A 19,698-nucleotide genomic window follows, 5' to 3' on the forward strand; every position below is an offset into this window, starting at 1 on the left:
CTTATTGCAAAAAGAGGATCGAAATGACAGCACCGATGAATGTATACGCGCCCCAAGGGTGCAGCACTCAAGAATGGCAGGCGCGCTGCGAACTCGCGGCGCTCTATCGCCTGATCGCCCATTACCGTATGACCGACCTGATCGATACCCACCTGACTCTGCGTGTCCCCGATGCTCCGAATCACTTTCTGATCAACAATTACGGAGTGCCGTTCGAGCGCATGCGCGCCTCGGACCTGGTGCGCATCGACCATCAGGGCCAGGTGGTGGACAGCCTTAACCCCCGGGGGCTCGTGAATGCTGCCGGCTTCGTGATTCATTCGGCGATTCACGAAGCCCGGCCGGAACTCGACTGCGTGATACATACCCACACCGCAGCCGGTATGGCGGTCGCCGCCCAAGAGGAAGGGTTGCTGCCGCTGACACAGCACGCACTGAAGTTCCACGGTAAGCTCGCCTACCATGAGTACGAAGGTGTCGCGCTGGATATTGCCGAACGTGAGCGGCTGGTGGCCGATCTTGGCCCGTACAAGGCGATGATCCTGCGTAACCATGGCCTGCTGACTGCCGGAGAGAGCGTTGCCGAAGCGTTCATGGAGATCTACTTTCTGGAGCGCGCTTGTCAGGCGCAGGTCCAGGCGCTTGCCGGTGGCCGCCCGCTGCACATTCCTAGCGAAGCGGTTCAGCGCCATACCGCAGCACAGTTCGCCGCAGAAGGTGAGCGCGAAATCGTCGAGTTGGCCTGGCAAGCAGCACTGTGTTTGATCAAAGAGCAGCGCAGCGACTATTGTAGCTGACAGCCCCAATGCAAAAAGATGACGAGCGTACCCGCGAAGAGTGACTCAAAGGGCATGCACAAAGGCAACTGCTCGGACAACGCTGCTATGGGGCTTCTTCGGCACACTCAAGCCGAGCATTTTCGCTGGAGCCGGTTCGACACAGTGGAGCAGCTTTAAAAAGCTCGCCCACTATATCCACTACTACAACCATGAGCGCATTAGGTGAAACTAAAAGGCCTGAGACCTGTGCAGTACAGGACCCAGGCCTTGAGCGCCGTTTGAATGAACTGTTCGACAATTGGATCAGTTCACTCCGGTGGGGCTTTTGCTTGCACGCTGAATGCGGGACCGTTCGGCTGACATCATCGCCGTCCGCGGATCAGCGACACCACGAACAAGACAAGAAAGAGCACGAACAGGATCTGTGCAATTGTCGTCGCCGCCCCGGCGATACCGCTAAAGCCAAGCACCGCGGCAATCACGGCGATGATGAGGAACAACATGGCGTTACCAAGCATAAGAACTCCTTTTCTTTTAGTGGTGCCACGCACTTAACATCAAGAGCGCTTGTCGAACCGGCACTGAGCAAGTGCATTGATTTCGAACTTGTGAGTGACGCTTTCCATGACCTCCATTCACAAGATAAGCCTTGTCTGTTTTAGCGGCCAAGTCAAGTTTTCGGCAATGCTAATATAACCATCATCTATCCAGTTGGTAGAGATCCGGCTCGCCTTCCGGACGTGTCTTGAAGCGCCGATGCAGCCATAGATACTGTTCGGGATGCTTGCGGATGGCCGCTTCGATGAAGGCGTTGACCTTGGCCGCATCGGCTTCCTCGTCACCACTGGGGTAGTTCTCGAGTGGGGGCAGGTACTCCAGAGTATAGGTGCGATTGTCGGGGTTGCGGTGGAACATGAAGGGCATGACTGGCGCCCCGGTCATGCGGGCGATCTTGGCGGTCAGCTTGATCGAGGCGGTCTGGATGCCGAAGAAGGGGGCGAAGACGCTGACATCACGTCCGAAATCCTGATCCGGGGAGTACCAGACGTTATGCCCCGCCTTGATGCGTCTCACGACGCCACGCAGATCGCGCCTGTCGATGGCCTGACCGAAGATGCGTCGCCGGGCGCGGGTCATGAAGCGCTCGAACAGGGCGTTGTTGTGAGGACGGTAGACCACGTCGGCGGGGAAAAAGAGCGAGTGCAGCGCGCCGCCCAAGTCCAGAGTGGAGAAGTGCACGCCAATCACCAGCGCCCCCTTCCCTTGCGCCTGCACACGCGCCATGTGCTCCTGCCCCTTGAAGATCACTCGATGACGAAGGTGCTCGGGATCGCGGCACCATGCTGTCGCGGTTTCGAGGATGCCGATGCCATTGGCGATAAAGGTCTTTCGAACCAGCGCCTCGTGCTGCGCCTCGCTCAGCTCGGGGAAGCAGAGCCTGAGATTGGTGGAGGTGATACGACGGCGACGTTTGACGAAGCGCCACACCAGTAGACCGATGCCCTTGCCCGCCGCCAGTTTCATGCGCCATGGCAACCAGGCGCCAATGCGCATCAAGCCAATGGCGAGCCAGGCTATCCAGTAACGGGGGTGTGCGAAGGAGCCGTCGCTCTCTTCTCTACGGGGCGAGCGTTTTGCCTTAGCCATGAGGGCCTCATCGCGTAACATCAGCCGCTATGATAACGCCTTGGCACCCGCGGCAGCACCCCGGTCAGCAGGGTATAGCTGATGGTCGCGCAATGGCGGGCCACCTCATCCACCAAAAGCGTCTCGCCATGGGACGAGGTACCCCACAACACCACCTCGCTGCCGATCGTCGCCTGGGGCAGCTCGGTAATGTCCACCGTCATCATGTCCATCGACACCTTGCCGGCCAGGGGGCAGCGCTGCCCCTCCACCAGCACTGGCGTGCCGTCCACGGCATGACGGTCATAGCCGTCACCATAGCCACAGGCGACCACGCCGATGCGCGAGGGGCGCGGTGTCGTCCAGCGGCCGCCGTAACCGACGGGCTGCCCGGCGGGGAGTTCACGCACGGCGATGATCTCCGAGCGTAGCGTCATCACCGGTTTCAGCGTCCGGCTGGCGTCGTTGCTCGCTTCGAGCGGATCGCTGCCGTAGAGCATCACGCCGGGGCGGTTCCATGCGCCATGGGTCTGCGGCCAGGCCAGGGTGGCCGGCGAGTTGGCAAGACAGGTGGGAGCAGCGAGCCTTGCCGCCAGCGTCTCGAGCAGGGTCACCTGCTGCGAAAAATAGTCTGATGCCAGCGCATCGGCAGTGGCGAAATGGCTCATCAGATGCAGATCGGTGACGCACGCAGGCGCCAGCTTGAGCCGCTCCCAGACCGCCTCGGCCCGCTCGGGCGGAAAGCCCAGGCGGTGCATGCCGGAATCGACCTTGAGCCAAGTCGGAATGGGCTGGGCGGGGTGATAGTCGAGCAGCGCCTCGACCTGCCAATCACTGTGAACGGCACTCCATAGCCTCAACGCCTCGATACGCTCAAGCTCACTTGCGTCGAAAAATCCCTCGAGCAGGAGGATCGGTGCCTGGATGCCTCCGGCACGCAGGGTTTCGGCCTCCTCGATACAGGCGACGGCGAAGGCCGGCGCCAGCGGCTCTAGGGCGCGAGCGCAGGCCAATGCACCGTGCCCATAGGCATCAGCCTTGATTACCGCCACCGAGCGGCTATTGGGGGCTAGCTCGCAAGCCAGGCGGTAGTTGTGACGCAAGGCGTCGAGATCGATCTCGGCGATCAACGGGCGGGCCATGGTGCGCTCCAGAACCGGCGGTCTTCGGTCGTGTTGTCAGGGGGCGAGGCGTGGTCGCTCGCCAATGTTCATGCCCGGGTCGCGTTCGGGCTCATCGGGCAGCTCGAGCGACACCGAACGCTCGTCACTCAGCCACTCGTTGACCCCAAGCACCGCTTCGCCGTCGAGGGTGCCCGACTGCTGGCGCAGGTTGAGCAGGCCAAGCACATAGTCGTAACGCGCCTCGGCATGGTCGGCTATGGCATTGAAGAGGTTCTGTTCGGCATTGAGCACGTCGACGATATTGCGTGTGCCCACTTCATAGCCCGAGCGCGTTGCCTCGAGCGCGCTGCGGTTGGAATCGATGGCCAGGCGGCGCGCCTCGACGTTCTCCACATCGTTGCTGACCTGGGTGAACAGCGACCGTACCTGCTGGGTGGTATCGCGACGCTGGGCCTCGAAATCGTACTGGCTGACTTCGAGCCCGAAGGTGCTCTGACGAATCTGGGCACTGGTGGTGCCGCCGGTGTAGACCGGCAGATTGGCGCGCACTCCGATCTGGCTGTCGGAGTTGTAGCCGCTCACGTTGCTGCGGTCGTTATCCGAAAATTGATAGTTGGCAAACGCTTCCAGCACCGGCCTTACGCCTGCGCGCGAGATATCCACATTGCTTCGCGCCACCAGGATACCGGCTTCGGCCATCCTGACCATGGGGCTATTGTTCATCGCCATCTCGACCCACTCGTCGCGCACGGCAGGCTGGGGAGGCTCGACGGGAAGCGCCTCGGCCAGGCCATCGATAGTGGCGTAGCGGCGGTCGGTGAGTCGCTCCAGCGCTTCGAAACTGACCTGCAGGGCATTGGCTGCAGCGATGCGCTGGGCACGTGCCAGGTCGAAGGTCGCGCGCGCCTCGTAGACATCGGTTATGCCGGTCAAACCGACTTCGAAACGCTCCTCGGCTTGCTCGAGCTGACGGCTGATGGCCGCCTCCTGGGCCTGGCGCGCCTCGAGGATATCGGCGGCACGCAGAATCTCGAAATAGGCCGTGGCGACATCGAACAGCAGCTGCTGCTCCGCGGCGGCCAGCACCAGCGCCTGCTGACTGATCTGGTGCTCGGCACGCTCGATCAACGCCCAGCGACTGGCATCGTAGAGCGCCTGGCTTGCATCGAGGCTCACGCTGGCGGCATTGAAGTTTTCATCCCCGCCAACGCGATCATAGACATCGAGCCCGCCGGTGTCTGAGGAGGAATCGATGATCGTTGTCTGTCCCTGGCTGCTGTAACTGCGGTTGTGGGTCAGGCTCGCTCCCACCCCCACTTGGGGAAGCAACCCGCCGCGTTCGATGTTGCGCCCCTCGCTGACCTGCTGGAACTCGGCGCGGGCCGAGGCCAGGGCGGCATTGTTGGTCAGGGCATCCCGGGTCACGGTCAGCAGATCGACCGCCTGGGCAGGCGTCGCCGCAAGCGCAATCGCCAGGACTGTCGACAGGGAAAGGGTATGGGGAGTGAAGCGGGAAAGTCTGGAAGGGAATGGCATCATCTTGTCTCGAAATGGGTGACGCGTATTTTCCTGCACGACCTAGTCTGCCTGCTCTCCATGCAAGCAACGTGCAAAATGGCAGCGCTTCGCAATAGATCGCGCAGGAGGGATGACCCTCCTGCGCGACGATCCCTATCTTGGCAACGGCACTTCTTGCAACGGCGCTCTACTCGAAGATGGTGTCTAGAGACAGACCCTGCTTCTCCAAGGTACGGCGCAGTTTCTTGAGCGCCTCGACCTGAATCTGGCGAACGCGTTCACGTGTCAGACCGATCTCCTCGCCCACCTCCTCGAGCGTGGCCGCTTCATGGCCACGCAGCCCGAAGCGACGAATCACGACCTCCACCTGCTTCTCGGTGAGTTCGGCCAACCACTCGTCGACATGCTCCTTGACGTCGCCATCGACCAGCGACGATTCAGGCCCCATGTCGTTATCGTCGGCCAATGTCTCGATCAGCGGCTTGTCGCTTTCACCCCCCACCGGGTAGTCCACCGAAGAGACCCGCTCGTTGAGCCCGAGCATCTTCTTGACCGTGGCCACGGGCTTGTCGAGGTGATCGGCGATCTCTTCGGCGGTGGCCTCGTGATCGAGCTTCTGGGTCAGTTCGCGGGAGGCGCGCAGATAGACATTGAGCTCCTTGACCACATGGATCGGCAGTCGAATGGTGCGTGTCTGGTTCATCAGCGCACGCTCGATGGTCTGGCGAATCCACCAGGTGGCATAGGTCGAGAAGCGGAAACCGCGCTCGGGATCGAACTTCTCCACGGCGCGAATCAACCCTAGGTTGCCCTCCTCGATCAGGTCGAGAAGCGAGAGTCCGCGATTGAGATAGCGCCGGGCGATCTTGACCACCAACCTGAGGTTGGATTCGATCATGCGCGCCCGACCGGCCGGATCGCCCTTCTGGGCAAGGCGTCCGAAATGGACCTCCTCCTCTGGCGTCAGCAGCGGCGAGAAGCCGATCTCATTGAGGTATATCTGGGTGGCATCGAGACTGTGGTGGTATGAATTTTCCTCGCGGCTGAGTGCCTTTTCGAACTCCTGCACATCCTTGTTGCTGGTATCGTCGTCCTGCTCTACGTTGTCGACGGTATCGAGATCAACTTCCTGAAGATCCTGTTCGATCATACTCATTTCACTACCCCGTTGTGCACTGCCCGGTCCTACCAGCGAGCCATTGGGCGGTCCATGCGGGCATCGCTGGCCGAATTATTGTTATACCGCGTTTTGCGTTATCGCGTTGCTATCCTTTACGCCAATGCCTGACGCATCACCAATGCTAGCGCGATGGCAGATAGTCCAGAGGGTCCTGGGGCTGACCATCCCGGCGAATCTCAAAGTGCAACTTGACGTTGTCGGCGTCGGTATCGCCCATCGTGGCGATCACTTCACCCGTTTCGACGACATCGTTCTCGGCGACGTTAAGGCTGTCGTTGTGCGCGTAGGCACTCAGATACTGATCGTTGTGCTTGAGCAGAATCAGGTTGCCGTAACCGCGCACGCCACTGCCGGCATAAACGACGATACCTGGCCCCGCCGCTCTCACAGGTTGCCCCTTTTGACCGCCGATATCAATGCCGGCAGTAATGCTTGACCCCTCGCCGAAACGCCCGACCAATTGACCATCCGACGGCCACTGCCAGGGCACCTCGGCAACTGGTGTGTAGCTGCGCTGGGAGCGGTCGCTGGCCGGACGTTCGGCCTGTCCCGCCACGGCAGTACCGGCATCGGGCGACTGAGTCTGAGCGGGCGCCTCACTCGCGCCCGGCTGCGATTCGGCTTGGGTCGGGGCATCGCGACCGTCCTCCTGGCTCGCCGCACCAGCAGCCTGGCTTGACGCCACCGCTTGCTCGGAGAGCTGTGCCTGGCTTGCTGCCTGGCGTTCGCGCGTCTCACGCTCGACCCGGTCACGGTCACTCAGCGAGCCGTCCGCGCCCGGGCTCTCGTAGTTGAAGATCGGGCCCGGGCCCGCTTCGTCCGCGCTCGACCCACCGACCTGCGAAGCAGTCGCCAGTGCCTGCTGGTCGGTGCCGGATGCTTCCAGCCGCTCGGCCGTCAGGCGCCGGTTGCGCTCGATGGCGCTCTGATCGGGCTCCAGCCAATCCAGATTGCCGCTACTCTGATCGACATCGATTGCACCGACCACCTGAGCGCCGCGCGGCTGGCTCGCGGCTGGTGCGGGCTGTGCCGCGCCGCCGGAGGAGAGGCGCAGCTGTTGGCCGGGGCTCAGCCGGTAAGGGGGCCCGATGTTGTTGAGCTGGGCCAGGTCGCGAAAGTCCATGTCGTGGCGCCAGGCAATGCCATAGAGGGTATCGCCGGGCTCGACCGTATAGGCGTTCGCCGCAGCCTGCTCGCGGCTGAATGTCAGGTCGCGCACCTGAACTTGCGAAGGTGACTGGGGTTGAGAGGTACAACCCACCATGACCAGCGCCACGGCGGATGCCAAAAGGGCCTTACGCATCGGAGCCTTCCTTCTTGTCGGAGCGTGTCTTGTCGTGAGTGCCATGCCCCACGGCAAGCACTAATAACAACCCGGCGAGCATCAACGCGATCGCGGGAATCAATTGCGCCGACCCACCGATCAGCAGGGCATAGTCGCCCGGTGTCAGATAACGGTAGGCCAACGGGATCATCTGGTTGTTCGGTCCCAGCTGGTAGGTGACCAGCTCTCGCCAAGGCCACAGTAGTGGCAGCGAGCCGAGAATGAAACCGATCAGTAGCTGCAGGGTGCCGATATGAAAGGCGCGCAGCAGCCACGAGAGCAGGCGCGAGAAGAAGAACAGCCCGATCGCGCAGCCGATGCCGAACTGCACGATCAGCAGCAGATCGAAGCCGCGAATGCCCTGCATGACCGTGCCGTAGAGCCCCATGGTGAGCAGCAGGAAACTACCCGACACGCCGGGTAGCAGCATGGCACTGATGGCAATGGCGCCACCGATCATCAGCATCAGCGATTCGCTGCCTAGCGTACTGATGAGAGGCATCAGCGCCGGCAGCAACTTGGCCAGCAGCAACCCGGCCAGCAGCGGCAGCACATGCCAGATGCGCCAGTGCGTCAGGCTGCGGCTGACCACCATCGCCGAGGCGGCCACCAGGCCGAAGAAGAACGCATCGAGCAGCACCCGCTGTTCCTCCATCAGCCAGGTCACTAGGTGGGCGACACTGATCAGGCTGATCGCGATCCCCGCAAGCAGCGGTATCAGAAACATGAGGTTGAGATGCACGAAGAGCATGCCCAGGCCACCGCGGCGCCAGGCCCCGAAGGCGCTGGGGCCGAACTGCTTGATGGTATGGATCAGCTCTTCATAGATGCCGGTGACGAAGGCAATGGTGCCGCCGGAGACCCCGGGCACCGCGTCGGCGGCCCCCATGCCGGCGCCCTTGAGAAAAAGAGAGTAGTAACGCTTCAACGAATGACTCCTTCAAGCAACGGCACGAAGCGTACTGCCTCGAGGCGCTGGTAATCGTATCTTTGGCCTCGCCGGCGAACCCGGGTCAGCCACTGTTGGCCGTCGGCATCTTCCAGCGGGGCGATGAGCACTCCCCCATCGGTGAGCTGCGCAAGCAGCGCCTCGGGAAGTTCGCTGGCACAGGCGGTGAGCAGGATGACATCGAACGGCGCCGCTTCCGACCACCCATGGCCACCATCGGCCAGGCGCAGGCGCACATTGTCGGCACCGAGCAACCGAAGCCGCTCGTCGGCGCGATGATGCAGGGTGGCGATACGCTCCAGCGACCAGATCGCCGGCATCAGACGCGAGAGGATCAGCGTCTGATAACCGGAGCCGGTGCCAATCTCGAGCACCCGGCGCGGCGATTCGGCGACAACCAGCTCGGTCATGCGCGCCACGATCCACGGCTGCGAGAGGGTCTGCCCAAGACCGATGGGTAGTGCGGTATCCTCGTATGCGCGATGTGCCAGTGCCTCATCGAGAAACAGGTGACGCGGCTCGCGGCCAATCGTCTCGAGCACCTCGGGATTGGCGATACCCGCCTCGATCAGCCTGGCGACTAGCCGATCACGGGTTCGTTGCGATGTCATGCCGACACCGCGTAATCTGTCATCGCTCAAATCAAGTGAGTGCATCCAGCCAGCCCTGAACGTCTTGAAGTGCTGCATGTCGGGTCAAATCGGTCTGCAGCGGCGTGATCGACACATAGCCCGCCTCGATGGCAGCGAAATCGGTATCCGACCCATCATCGGCATTCTCCCCCGCCGCGGCAATCCAGAAGCGCTCGCGTCCACGTGGATCGCTGACCCGCATCGGCGTGGCCGCCGGTCCGCGAAACCCCTGGCGGGTGACACGAAAGCCACGGATCTCCTCCCACGGAAGGTCCGGCACATTGACGTTGAGCAGACTGCGTGGTGGCAGGGAGAGCGTATCGGCGGCCCCGACCAGGCTGGCCGCCACGCGCCCGGCGGTATCGAAGTGGCGCGAGCCCACCAGCGACATGGCGATCGCCGTCATGCCCAGGTTGCGTCCCTCCATGGCCGCCGCCACGGTGCCGGAGTAGAGCACGTCATCGCCCAGGTTGCCACCGTGATTGATGCCGGAAATCACTAGGTCGGGCTTGTCGTCCCAGACGCCGTTCACGCCCAGGTAAACGCAGTCGGCCGGGGTGCCGTCAACACTGTAGAAACCGTTGTCCAGTGCGGTCATTGCCAGTGGCCGCGACAGAGTCAACGAGTTGCTCGCCCCACTCTTGTCGCGATCGGGCGCCACCACGCGCAAGCGGGCATGCGGCGACAGCGCCTCGTAGAGTGCCCTGAGTCCCGGCGCATGAACGCCATCGTCATTGGAGAGTAACAGTTTGCGCATCCACTCCTCCCGGCAAGGTCATAGTGTCGAATGGCTCATCAGTTCACGCAGCACCGCCGTGGCGAAGGCGCCACGCGGAAGCTCGAAGCTCACGTGCACGGCAGCGTCGCGCCTGAGCAGGCTCGGCTCACTCAGGCGTATGCGCAGCGCACGCCGCCCCATGCGCACGCCGGCACGCTCGAGCCCCGCGGCGAGCGACGCCTCCTGCTGCGCCACCACCCGCTCATGCTCCGCCGCAATGCCTCGGCTGGCCAGTTCGCCCACGCCCCAGAGCACGCCGCTGGCATGGACATCCAGAATCGCCGCCCGTTCCCGCAGGGAGTCGTCCAGCGCCTCGACCCGAAACTGGCTGGCGGTACCGTCGAGGATCGCAAGCTCCCCCTCCAGCACGCCACTCCAGCTACCCTCTGCGACCCGCCGGGCCAACAGTTGATTGAACAGGTAGCTGCGCGCACTGGAGAGCAGCATGCCGTCGCGGTCGTCGCGCTTGCGCCAGCCACGCGCCAGTACCGCACGCGCCTTGGCCAGGTTGCGCCCACCGGGGCCGAAGCGCTGCGGGCCGAAATAGTTGGCCACGCCGGCATCCACCAGGCGCTGCCAGCGCGCCTCGAATCGCGCATCGTCAATGGCTTCGCCCGTCAGCCGCAGTTCGAAACGGTTGGCACGATGCACGCCGCGCTTGAGCTTGCGCGGATGACGGCGCTGCTCGATCAGCCGCACCGGGGTCTCGGCCAGGCGTGCCTCGAGGTCGGCCGGCGCCTCGCGCCCCGGCAAGTGCACCGAGAGCCACTGCCGGGCAATCGCATAGCGATCCTTCATGCCGGAGAAGCCGATGTCGCGTGGCGTCACCTCGCAGGCGGTCGCCAGGCGCCGGGCCAGCTCGATGGTGCTCAGGTCACGCTTCTCGACCCATAGCCAGAGGTGCTCCCCCTCGCCTTCCGGCTCAAAGCCCAGGCGCTCCTCGACGATGAAGTCCTCGGGGGTGACACGGTAATCGCCACTGGCCGGCGGCCCGAAATCGGCATCGAGCGCCCTAGGCCAATGGGGAGGCCAGGCAGCAGGCGGCGCCGGGGCATCACTCATAGGTGGCGCTCATCGCTTGCGCGGCTCAGCAGGACGACCGCCTCGGCGGCAATCCCCTCGCCGCGCCCGGTGAAGCCGAGCCGCTCGGTGGTGGTGGCCTTGACGTTGACCGTGCCTTGCGCCACGCCCAGATCGGCAGCGATGCTCTCGACCATGGCCGGTATGTGTGGCGCCATCTTGGGCGCCTGGGCCATCAGCGTGGCATCGAGATTGCCCACTCGGTAACCGGCATTGGCGATAAGCGCCATCACGTGGCGCAGCAGCTCGCGGCTGTCGGCCCCGGCCCAGGCCGCGTCGGTATCGGGGAAGTGGCGACCGATATCGCCAAGCGCGCAGGCACCAAGCAGCGCATCGCAGATCGCATGCAGCAGCACGTCACCGTCGGAGTGGGCGACAAAGCCATGCTCGAAGGGGATCGAGACGCCACCGATCATCAGATGATCACCATCGCCGAAGCGATGCACGTCGAAGCCATGACCGATACGCAGGCCGAGATTCACGGACATTCAGGAAGCCGCCTCTTTGTCGGGTGAGGAGAGTGAAGCACAGGAGTTGCGCTGGGCAGCCAGGATCTGCTCAGCCAGCATCAGATCCTCGGGATGGGTGATCTTGAGGTTGTCGCGCCGGCCAGCGATCAGCCGCGGCGCATGGCCCAGCGCCTCGACGGCCGAGGCCTCGTCGGTGACCGTCACGCCAAGCCGGCGGGCCTCGTCCAGCGCATTGACCAGCAGGCGAAAGCGAAACCCTTGCGGTGTCAGGGCATGCCAGAGGCTCTCGCGCGATTCAGTCACGGCCACTCGCTTGGTCGCATCGGCACGCTTCATGGTGTCGGCCACCGGCGCGGCCAGCAGAGCACCCACCGGGTCGTCGACCAGCGCCTCGAGCAGCCGCGCCAGATCGTTTAGATCGACACAGGGGCGGGCCACGTCATGCACCAGCACCAGGTCATCATCGGCGGCCTGTCCCTCAAGGGAGGCGAGCGCCTGGCGCACCGAGTCGGCGCGCTGCTCGCCGCCGGCAACTCGCTGCCAGTCGGCGAAGGGCACCCAGGTGGGATCGAACCAGTGATCGTCCTCGGCCAGGCACAGCCGCAGCTGGGCCTCGGGAAACGCCTGATGAAGGCGCGTCAGGGTGAGTTCGAGCACGCAGCGCTCGCCCAATGGCAAATACTGCTTGGGGCGCTGCGCCCCCATGCGACTGCCCTTTCCCGCCGCTGGCACGATCAGCCACAGGCGGCTCATGGCGCCAACTCCGCCGGTGCGGGTATCGGCAAGGCGCGCTGTTCGATGATCGCGGCCCCGGCCACCACGCCGGGCACCCAGTAGAACTGCTCGTCGGCACGCACCATGCCGATGTCGCTGCGGCCACGCTCCTCGATGGCGTCAAGCCCCGTCTTGAGGTCGACGACCTCGGCAGCCAGGCGTTCGTTGCGTGCCCGCAGCGGTGAGTTCTGCTCTTCGAGCACGTCGGCACGGGCGCGAATCTGGGCGAGCTCCTCGAGTCCGCCCTCGCCAAACCACAGGCGGTACTGCAGCAGTGCGATCAAGACGGTCAAGACGATGGCCAGCCACTTGAGCATCAAGGGGTCCTGTGGATAAGAAACGATGCGCGCATTATGCCATCTTCATCGTCACCGCGCAGTGCTAGCGACGAAACGGCAGCGCCTGCATGGCCTGAGCACGATAGGCTTCCATATGGTGCTTCTCATCGCGACAGAATCTGGCCACCGCGTCATGCAGTTGCGGGTCGGCAATATGGTGCAGCGAGCGTAGCGCGACCGGGGCGAATCCACGGCTGAGCTTGTGCTCGCCCTGGGTGCCCGGGTCGAACCGCGTCAAGCCCCGCGCCAGGCAGTGTTCGATGCCCTGGTAGTAGCATGCCTCAAAGTGCAGGCAGTCGGCCTGTACCTCGCTGCCCCAGTAGCGGCCGTAGAGCGTGCGGCTGCCCTGCAGGCAGAGGGCGGCAGCAACGGGCCGTCCCTTGAAGCGCGCCTGCACCAGCACCAGCGCGTCCGGCAGGCTATCGCGCAGCCGCTCGAAGAACGCCAGGTTCAGGTACCCCTGCTGCCCCCGCTCGAGGTAGGTGATGCGGTAGCAGTCATAGAAGTGTGCCAGGGCCGCGTCATCGATCTCACTACCGGTCAGGCGAACCAGCTCGAGCCCCTGCTCGGCGACGATGCGGCGCTCCCGGCGAATCTCCTTGCGCCGCTTCGAGGTCATCGCGGCCAGAAAGCCCTCGAAGTCGCCAAAGTTGCGGTCCTGCCACTGGAACTGCACGCCGTGACGCTCGATCAGCCCCGGACGCACCTGTCGCCAGGCATCGACCTCCTGCGCTTCGGCGAACAGCAGGTGCCAGCTGGAACGCGAGCCCGCCTCCCAGGCCTCGGCGAAGCGTGCCATGGCCGCGTGGCGGTCGACTCCCTCGGCCAGTACGATTCGCGGCCCCGGGGCCGGAGTGAACGGGATCGCCGTCAGCCCCTTGGGATAGTAGCGTCCGCCGGCGCGCTCCCAGGCATCGGCCCACCCCCAGTCGAAGACGTACTCGCCGCGGGAATGGTACTTGTCGTAATGCGGCATCGCACCCACCAGGGTCGTGCCCTGCCACAGGCCGAAGTGCCGGGGTACCCAGCCGGTCTCGGGCGAGACCGCACCGCTGCCCTCCAGGGCGGCGAGGAATTCGTGACGCAGGAAGGGGTGGTCGTCGTCCACCAGGGCGTTCCAGCCGGCGCGGGGCAGCGCCTCGATGGAGGATACCTCGCGCAGTGTCAGTGACGTTTCGAGGTTCTGCATGACGAGACTCTCCGCCGTCGGAAAAGGAGCCTCAGGATAGACGGCGGAGTACGCCACTGAAAGCCGTGCGGCCTAGCTTGCGGCCTGCATCACCAATGCGGTGTCCAGCATGCGGTTGGAGAAGCCCCACTCATTGTCGTACCAGGCCATGACCTTGACCATGCGGCCCTTGACGCGGGTATGGTTGGCATCGAACACGCCGGAACGGGCGTCGTGGTTGAAGTCGATCGACACCAGCGGCTGCGCGTTCACCCCCAGCACCTTGGAGCCCTCCGCCGCCTTGGCCACGATCTCGTTGATCTCCTCCTTGGTGGTATCGCGGCCGGCGGTGAAGACCAGGTCAACCAGCGAGACGTTGATCACCGGCACCCGCACCGCCAGGCCATCGAACTTGCCGGTCAGTTCCGGCAACACCAGTCCTACCGCCGCCGCCGCGCCGGTCTTGGTGGGGATCATCGAGTGGGTGGCACTGCGTGCCCGATAGGGGTCGCTGTGGTAGACATCGATCAAGTGCTGGTCGTTGGTGTAGGCGTGCACCGTGGTCATCAGGCCGCTTTCGATGCCGACGCTGTCGTTGAGCGCCTTGGCCAACGGGGCCAGGCAGTTGGTGGTGCAGGAGGCATTGGAGACCACCTTGTGTTCGGCAGTGAGCACCTGCTCGTTGACACCGAACACCACGGTGGCATCGGCATCCGGGCTGGGCGCGGAGATCAGCACGCGCTTGGCGCCAGCCTCGAGGTGCTTGGCGGCGGCTTCACGCTTGGTGAATAGGCCGGTGCACTCCATCACCAGATCCACTTCGAGAGATTGCCACGGCAGGCTGGCCGGATCGCGCTCGGAGAAGGTCCGGATACGCTCGCCATCGATGCTCAGGCTCTCGCCGTCATGGCTGACGGAAAACGGGAAATATCCATGAACCGTGTCATGCTTGAGAAGGTGGGCGTTGATGGAGGGGTTACCCAAGTCATTGATCGCAACGACCTCGACGCTCCCGCGATAGTCGTTTTCGTAAAGTGCGCGAACGATATTACGGCCGATACGACCAAAACCGTTGATAGCGATGCGTAGGGGCATGATGGCCTCCTTTATCCATGAACCTTACTGAGTGGCGGCACTCTCCTATCGTCAGGATAGACAGCGTGTGCCCAGCCCTTGGAAATATTCCTGTGAAGAGAATAAGCCTATCGAAAACATGATGAGGCACCCAAGTTTTTGCTAACGTTACCAAACTGCCACTCACCATAGCTAGCGAGGTCTTCCATGGCTACCGAACATTTTCCTCTCAATGACAGCGTACGCCGGGTAACCGAGCGCATTCGTGAGCGCTCTCACCTGCGCCGCAGCCTGTACGAAGGCCACATGGAGGAGCAGCACCGTCAGGGTGTGCACCGCGGCGAGCTCTCCTGTGGCAATTTGGCGCACGGTTTCGCGGGTTGCGACAACGGCGAAGACAAGGGCCGGCTGAAACTGATGAACAGTGCCAACCTGGGCATAGTTTCGTCATATAACGACATGCTCTCCGCACACCGCCCCTTCGAAGGCTTCCCGGCCATCATCAAGGAAGCGGCGCGTGCAATGGGAAGTACTGCGCAGTTCGCTGGCGGTGTGCCGGCCATGTGCGACGGCGTGACCCAGGGCATGCCGGGCATGGAGCTGTCGCTCTTCTCCCGCGACGTGATCGCCATGGCCACCGCCGTGGCACTGTCGCACAACATGTTCGATGGCGCCCTCTATCTGGGTATCTGCGACAAGATCGTGCCTGGCCTGTTCATCGGGGCGGCGCGCTTCGGCCATCTGCCGGCGGTGTTCATTCCCGGCGGCCCGATGCCCAGCGGCCTGCCCAACAATGAGAAGGCGCGCATTCGCCAGCTCTTTGCCGAAGGCAAGGTCGGGCGCGAGGAGCTGCTCGAAGCCGAGTCGCAGTCCTACCACAGCCCGGGCACCTGTACCTTCTACGGCACCGCCAACTCCAACCAGCTGATGATGGAGATGATGGGGCTACATCTGCCCGGTGCCTCCTTCATCAACCCCGGCACTCCCCTGCGCGACGCACTGACCCGTTACGCCACCGAGCAGGCGATCCGAAACACCGAGCAGGGTGGCGAGTATCGCCCCTTCTACAAGCAGATCGACGAGAGGGCGATCGTCAACGCCATGGTCGGCCTGCTCGCCTCGGGCGGCTCCACCAACCACACCCTGCATCTGGTGGCCATGGCCGCCGCCGCCGGCGTGACCATCAACTGGGACGACTTCACCGAACTCTCGGCGGTGGTGCCAAGCCTGACGCGCATCTACCCCAACGGTAGTGCCGATATCAACCACTTCCAGGCCGCTGGCGGCATGAGCCTGCTGATACGCGAGCTGCTCAAGGCCGGACTGCTGCATGGCGACATTCCCACGGTGTTCGGCACCGATCTGCATGCCTACACCCAGGAGCCCTTCCTCGAGGACGACAAACTGGTGTGGCGTGAAGGGCCCACCGAAAGCCTCGACAGCGAGATCCTGCGCCCGGTCTCCAACCCCTTCGCCGCCACCGGCGGGCTGACCGTATTGCATGGCAATCTCGGCCGCGGCGTGATCAAGATCTCAGCGGTCAAGCAGGCGCACCGCATCGTCGAGGCGCCGGTGCGTATTTTCAATGACCAGAACCAGGTCAAGGCGGCCTTCGAATCGGGCGATCTCAATCGCGACGTGATCGTGGTGGTACGTTTCCAGGGCCCCAAGGCCAATGGCATGCCGGAGCTGCACAAGCTCACCCCCTTCCTTGGCGTGCTGCAGGATCGTGGTCACAAGGTGGCGCTGGTGACCGATGGGCGCATGTCCGGCGCGTCGGGCAAGGTGCCGGCGGCCATCCACCTGACGCCGGAAGCGGTCGATGGCGGGCCGATCGCCAAGCTGGAGGATGGTGACGTGGTGCGTCTCGATGCCGAAACTGGCGAGCTCAACGTGCTGGTCGAGGCCCGTGAGCTGGCGGGGCGCAAGACGGTGGATCCCAACCTGGAGCGTTATCATTACGGCATGGGTCGCGAACTGTTCGGCGGCTTCCGCCAGCTGGCCATGGGTGCCGAGGAGGGAGCCGGAGTCTTCGGCGGCTTCGAGAATGACGACCTGTCGCGTGAGCTCGAGAAGATCGAGCAGGAGGATCAATGAGCGATCCGGCGCTTGTCGGCGACATCGGCGGTACCAATGCGCGTTTCGCGCTGGTGGAGAGAGGCAATCTCGAGCCTCGAGAGATCCTGCGCCTGTCCTGCGCCGACTACCCGACACTGAGTGCAGCGATACGCGACTATCTTGCCCGAGTCGACTTGGGCGAGGAGAGCCTGACCCAGGCCTGCCTGGCCTTTGCCTGCCCCGTGCATGCCGACCTGGTGCGCCTGACCAACAACCACTGGTCCTTCTCCAAGCGTGCCGTAAAGGATGAGCTGGGTCTGACGAGCCTGAAGGTGATCAACGACTTCACCGCCCAGGCGCTAGGGGTACCCCATGTCAGGCCCGAGGAGCTACATGCCATTGGCGGCGGCCAGGCGATCGAGAGTGCCGTCAAACTGGTGATCGGCCCGGGCACGGGACTCGGCGTGGCTGGCGTCTTTCCAGGGCAGCACGGCTGGATCCCGCTACCCACCGAGGGCGGTCATGTCACCTTCGCCCCTACCGACGAGCGCGAGGCAAACCTGCTGCGCTACTTCCGCAATCGCTATGGCCGGGTGTCGGTGGAACGCATCCTGTGCGGCCAGGGTCTGCTCGATCTCTACGGCGCCCACTGCTCGCTCAAGGGGGCCAAGCCACGCTACACCACGCCGGCAGAAGTGACCGACGCGGCGAACGAGGGCGATGACATCGCCGTGGATACCGTGCAACGCTTCCTGAAGATTCTCGGCGACGTGAGTGGCGATGCGGCACTCACCCTGGGCGCGCAGGGCGGTGTCTATCTCTGCGGCGGCATTCTGCCGCGCCTGCTCGAATGGATGCCGCAAAGCCGTTTTCGCGATGCGTTTGCCGACAAGGGACGCATGAGTGATTACACTGCGGACATTCCCACCTGGGTGGTCACCGCGCCGTGGACTGGCCTGCTGGGGGCGGCCGAGGCCCTGCACAATGAGGAGGTAGCGTGATACCGGCATCTTTACGAGCACTACTCGACGAGACCCAGGGCCAGCGCTTTGCGCGTTGGGCCGAACGCGACGTATGGCTGGCCAATGCGCCCTGGGGGGAACTGGCGATATCACTTCAGGGCGCACAGGTACTGCACTTTCTACCTGCGCCCGAGGCCACGCAAGCCGCAGGCGCTCCACCCGCGTCCGAGACCTTCGAATCTACGCAGGACGACAGCCTTGTGGCGGGGGGCTGGCTGTGGGTCACGCCCACACCACAAGCGCCGCCTGGGGCGATTCGCGGCGGCATACCGCTGTGCTGGCCGTGGTTCGCCGACGAGCATACCGCCGATGAGTCGCCGGATCGTTCAGGGCCGATGCATGGCCCGGCGCGCAAGGCCGATTGGCAGCTAGATGCGGTGGATGAGCATGAGGAGGGCATTGAAGTGCACCTCTCCCCCACCGCCCGCTTGCATTCACAACTGATTCCCCGTGCGGTGGTCCAGGCCAATGCCCAGCGGCTGCATGTCGAGCTGATCACCGAACATGTCGGCGAGACGCCGGTCAAGTTCACCGCGGCTTTGCACAGCTACCTGAGCGTGGCCGACGCCCATGCCTGTCGGGTCGAAGGGCTTGCCGGCGCGCGCTATCTCGATAAGCTCAGGGATTTTGCCGACACCCAGCAGCAAGGCGAACTGGGGGTGCGCGGCGCACTGGACCGCATCTATGAATCCAATCGCGCCACCGTGCTCGACGATGGTCAGCGGCGCCTGCGCATCGCCAAGCAGGGCAGCGACTCCACCGTGGTCTGGCATCCCGGGGATGACTTACCGCCCGACACTTCTCGCGAGGCGAGCCGGCATTTTCTGTGCATCGAGGCGGCCTGTACCCGCCTCGACCCGGTCTGGCTGGTCCCCGGCGCCCAGCACCTGCTCGGCACCACCCTGACGAGGGAGCCGATATCATGAGCGAGCCCGCACTGCTGGATGCCCCCTTCATGCTGGGCATGATGCGTCTGCATGAGAGCGACAGCCTGCGCACTCCCGAGCGGCTCGCCGATTGGATAGAGGCACGCCTCGATCAGGGGCTCTGCTGGTTCGATCATGCCGACATCTATGGGGACCGCCTCGGCGAGACACTGTTCGGCGAGGCACTGCGGGTGCGACCGGGACTCGCCAGCCGCGTGCGTATCGTCACCAAGGCCGGCATCGTCACGCCGGCCCGTGATACTTCACGATTCGCCATCAAGCACTACAACAGCTCGGCGGCCTATATCACCCAGGCCATCGACTCCGCACTCGCCCGGCTGGGCGTCGAACGCCTCGATCACTTCCTGCTGCAGCGTCACGATCCGCTCATGGAGGCCGAAGCCACCGCCAGGGCGCTCGACGATGCCATCGACTCGGGCAAGATAGGCGCGGTAGGGGTTGCCAACTTCCTGCCCGAACAGTGGCGGAGATTACAGGCATGCATGCACTACCGCCTCTCCAGCCACCAGCTGCAGCTGTCGCTGGCCCACCCCGAGCCGCTCTTCGATGGGCTCTACGATGCGATGATTCGTGACGGTCTCAAGCCCATGGCCTGGTCGCCGCTGGGTGGAGGAATCGTGTTCGAGGATGTGCTGGGCGAAAGCCTGTCGAACCTGGCACCACAGTTCGGCACCAGTTCGGCTGGCCTGGCCCTGGCCTGGCTGCGCGGGCTACCGGGCAAACCGGTACCGATTGTCAGTACTCTCAAGGAGGAGCGTATCGATGAGCTGCTCGGTGGGGCCGGGCTCGCCCTGGATCGCCCCACTTGGTTTGCTCTGCTGGAAGAGGCACGTAGCGAGCGTGTCGCCTAGGTGTCG

At 63.8% G+C, this 19,698-nt stretch carries 20 protein-coding genes and 1 pseudogene; 6 read left to right on the forward strand and 15 right to left on the reverse strand.

Annotation, left to right across the window (positions count from 1 at the left end; genetic code table 11):
- Window positions 1-23 precede the first annotated feature (23 nt).
- Entirely contained in the window at window positions 24-797 is a 774-nt protein-coding gene (locus tag HJD22_RS08635) for a class II aldolase/adducin family protein (protein WP_217267829.1), read from the forward strand.
- 60 nt (window positions 798-857) lie between these two features.
- Window positions 858-1,061, forward strand: a pseudogene (locus HJD22_RS08640) (IS3 family transposase); the annotation flags it as partial.
- Window positions 1,062-1,141: 80 nt separating this feature from the next.
- Here the strand turns inward: HJD22_RS08640 and HJD22_RS08645 are convergent.
- From HJD22_RS08645 to gap, 15 genes are all read right to left on the reverse strand, one after another.
- Entirely contained in the window at window positions 1,142-1,297 is a 156-nt protein-coding gene (locus tag HJD22_RS08645; protein ID WP_208655790.1) for a DUF1328 domain-containing protein, read from the reverse strand.
- A gap of 181 nt (window positions 1,298-1,478) precedes the next feature.
- On the reverse strand, window positions 1,479-2,426 hold the full coding sequence (lpxL, locus tag HJD22_RS08650) for an LpxL/LpxP family Kdo(2)-lipid IV(A) lauroyl/palmitoleoyl acyltransferase (protein ID WP_208655791.1): 948 nt from the start codon (window positions 2,424-2,426) through the stop codon (window positions 1,479-1,481).
- Between the two features lie 20 nt (window positions 2,427-2,446).
- The gene (alr, locus tag HJD22_RS08655) at window positions 2,447-3,547 is read right to left on the reverse strand and encodes an alanine racemase (RefSeq protein WP_208655792.1); all 1,101 of its coding nucleotides are present in this window, start codon (window positions 3,545-3,547) and stop codon (window positions 2,447-2,449) included.
- A gap of 36 nt (window positions 3,548-3,583) precedes the next feature.
- The gene (locus HJD22_RS08660; protein ID WP_248730178.1) at window positions 3,584-5,068 is read right to left on the reverse strand and encodes a TolC family outer membrane protein; all 1,485 of its coding nucleotides are present in this window, start codon (window positions 5,066-5,068) and stop codon (window positions 3,584-3,586) included.
- 166 nt (window positions 5,069-5,234) lie between these two features.
- Window positions 5,235-6,203, reverse strand: coding sequence for an RNA polymerase sigma factor RpoS (gene rpoS, locus HJD22_RS08665; RefSeq protein ID WP_208655793.1), 969 nt, complete (start codon window positions 6,201-6,203; stop codon window positions 5,235-5,237).
- 145 nt (window positions 6,204-6,348) lie between these two features.
- Window positions 6,349-7,530, reverse strand: a complete 1,182-nt coding sequence (locus HJD22_RS08670; RefSeq protein ID WP_208655794.1) for a peptidoglycan DD-metalloendopeptidase family protein — start codon at window positions 7,528-7,530, stop codon at window positions 6,349-6,351.
- A complete protein-coding gene (locus tag HJD22_RS08675) occupies window positions 7,523-8,440 on the reverse strand; it encodes a DUF368 domain-containing protein (protein WP_208656904.1) in 918 nt (305 codons plus the stop codon). Before HJD22_RS08675 ends, HJD22_RS08670 begins: the two co-directional genes overlap by 8 nt.
- A gap of 35 nt (window positions 8,441-8,475) precedes the next feature.
- A complete protein-coding gene (locus tag HJD22_RS08680; RefSeq protein WP_208655795.1) occupies window positions 8,476-9,156 on the reverse strand; it encodes a protein-L-isoaspartate(D-aspartate) O-methyltransferase in 681 nt (226 codons plus the stop codon).
- Window positions 9,143-9,889, reverse strand: a complete 747-nt coding sequence (surE, locus tag HJD22_RS08685; protein ID WP_208655796.1) for a 5'/3'-nucleotidase SurE — start codon at window positions 9,887-9,889, stop codon at window positions 9,143-9,145. The genes HJD22_RS08680 and surE overlap by 14 nt, the downstream gene beginning before the upstream one ends.
- A gap of 18 nt (window positions 9,890-9,907) precedes the next feature.
- Window positions 9,908-10,972, reverse strand: a complete 1,065-nt coding sequence (gene truD, locus HJD22_RS08690; protein WP_208655797.1) for a tRNA pseudouridine(13) synthase TruD — start codon at window positions 10,970-10,972, stop codon at window positions 9,908-9,910.
- Window positions 10,969-11,460 (reverse strand): 2-C-methyl-D-erythritol 2,4-cyclodiphosphate synthase, encoded by a 492-nt coding sequence (ispF, locus tag HJD22_RS08695; protein WP_283101615.1) that lies wholly within the window; start codon window positions 11,458-11,460, stop codon window positions 10,969-10,971. Before ispF ends, truD begins: the two co-directional genes overlap by 4 nt.
- Window positions 11,461-11,478: 18 nt before the next feature.
- Window positions 11,479-12,213, reverse strand: a complete 735-nt coding sequence (gene ispD, locus HJD22_RS08700) for a 2-C-methyl-D-erythritol 4-phosphate cytidylyltransferase (RefSeq protein ID WP_208655799.1) — start codon at window positions 12,211-12,213, stop codon at window positions 11,479-11,481.
- The gene (locus HJD22_RS08705) at window positions 12,210-12,551 is read right to left on the reverse strand and encodes a septum formation initiator family protein (protein WP_208655800.1); all 342 of its coding nucleotides are present in this window, start codon (window positions 12,549-12,551) and stop codon (window positions 12,210-12,212) included. The genes ispD and HJD22_RS08705 overlap by 4 nt, the downstream gene beginning before the upstream one ends.
- A gap of 64 nt (window positions 12,552-12,615) precedes the next feature.
- Entirely contained in the window at window positions 12,616-13,761 is a 1,146-nt protein-coding gene (locus tag HJD22_RS08710) for a GNAT family N-acetyltransferase (RefSeq protein WP_208655801.1), read from the reverse strand.
- 72 nt (window positions 13,762-13,833) lie between these two features.
- Window positions 13,834-14,835: a type I glyceraldehyde-3-phosphate dehydrogenase gene (gene gap, locus HJD22_RS08715; protein ID WP_208655802.1), complete on the reverse strand. Its 1,002-nt coding sequence runs from the start codon at window positions 14,833-14,835 to the stop codon at window positions 13,834-13,836.
- A gap of 186 nt (window positions 14,836-15,021) precedes the next feature.
- On the opposite strand from gap, the gene edd reads away from it, so the two are divergent.
- Genes edd through HJD22_RS08735 form a run of 4 tightly spaced genes read left to right on the forward strand, consistent with a single transcriptional unit; the run spans window position 15,022 to window position 19,692 of the window.
- A complete protein-coding gene (gene edd / locus HJD22_RS08720; RefSeq protein WP_208655803.1) occupies window positions 15,022-16,911 on the forward strand; it encodes a phosphogluconate dehydratase in 1,890 nt (629 codons plus the stop codon).
- The gene (gene glk / locus HJD22_RS08725) at window positions 16,908-17,873 is read left to right on the forward strand and encodes a glucokinase (protein WP_208655804.1); all 966 of its coding nucleotides are present in this window, start codon (window positions 16,908-16,910) and stop codon (window positions 17,871-17,873) included. Before edd ends, glk begins: the two co-directional genes overlap by 4 nt.
- Window positions 17,870-18,820, forward strand: a complete 951-nt coding sequence (locus HJD22_RS08730) for a D-hexose-6-phosphate mutarotase (protein ID WP_208655805.1) — start codon at window positions 17,870-17,872, stop codon at window positions 18,818-18,820. Before glk ends, HJD22_RS08730 begins: the two co-directional genes overlap by 4 nt.
- Window positions 18,817-19,692: an aldo/keto reductase family oxidoreductase gene (locus HJD22_RS08735; RefSeq protein WP_208655806.1), complete on the forward strand. Its 876-nt coding sequence runs from the start codon at window positions 18,817-18,819 to the stop codon at window positions 19,690-19,692. The genes HJD22_RS08730 and HJD22_RS08735 overlap by 4 nt, the downstream gene beginning before the upstream one ends.
- Window positions 19,693-19,698 lie beyond the last annotated feature (6 nt).

The organism is Halomonas sp. TA22, from assembly GCF_013009075.1.
GTDB lineage: Bacteria > Pseudomonadota > Gammaproteobacteria > Pseudomonadales > Halomonadaceae > TA22.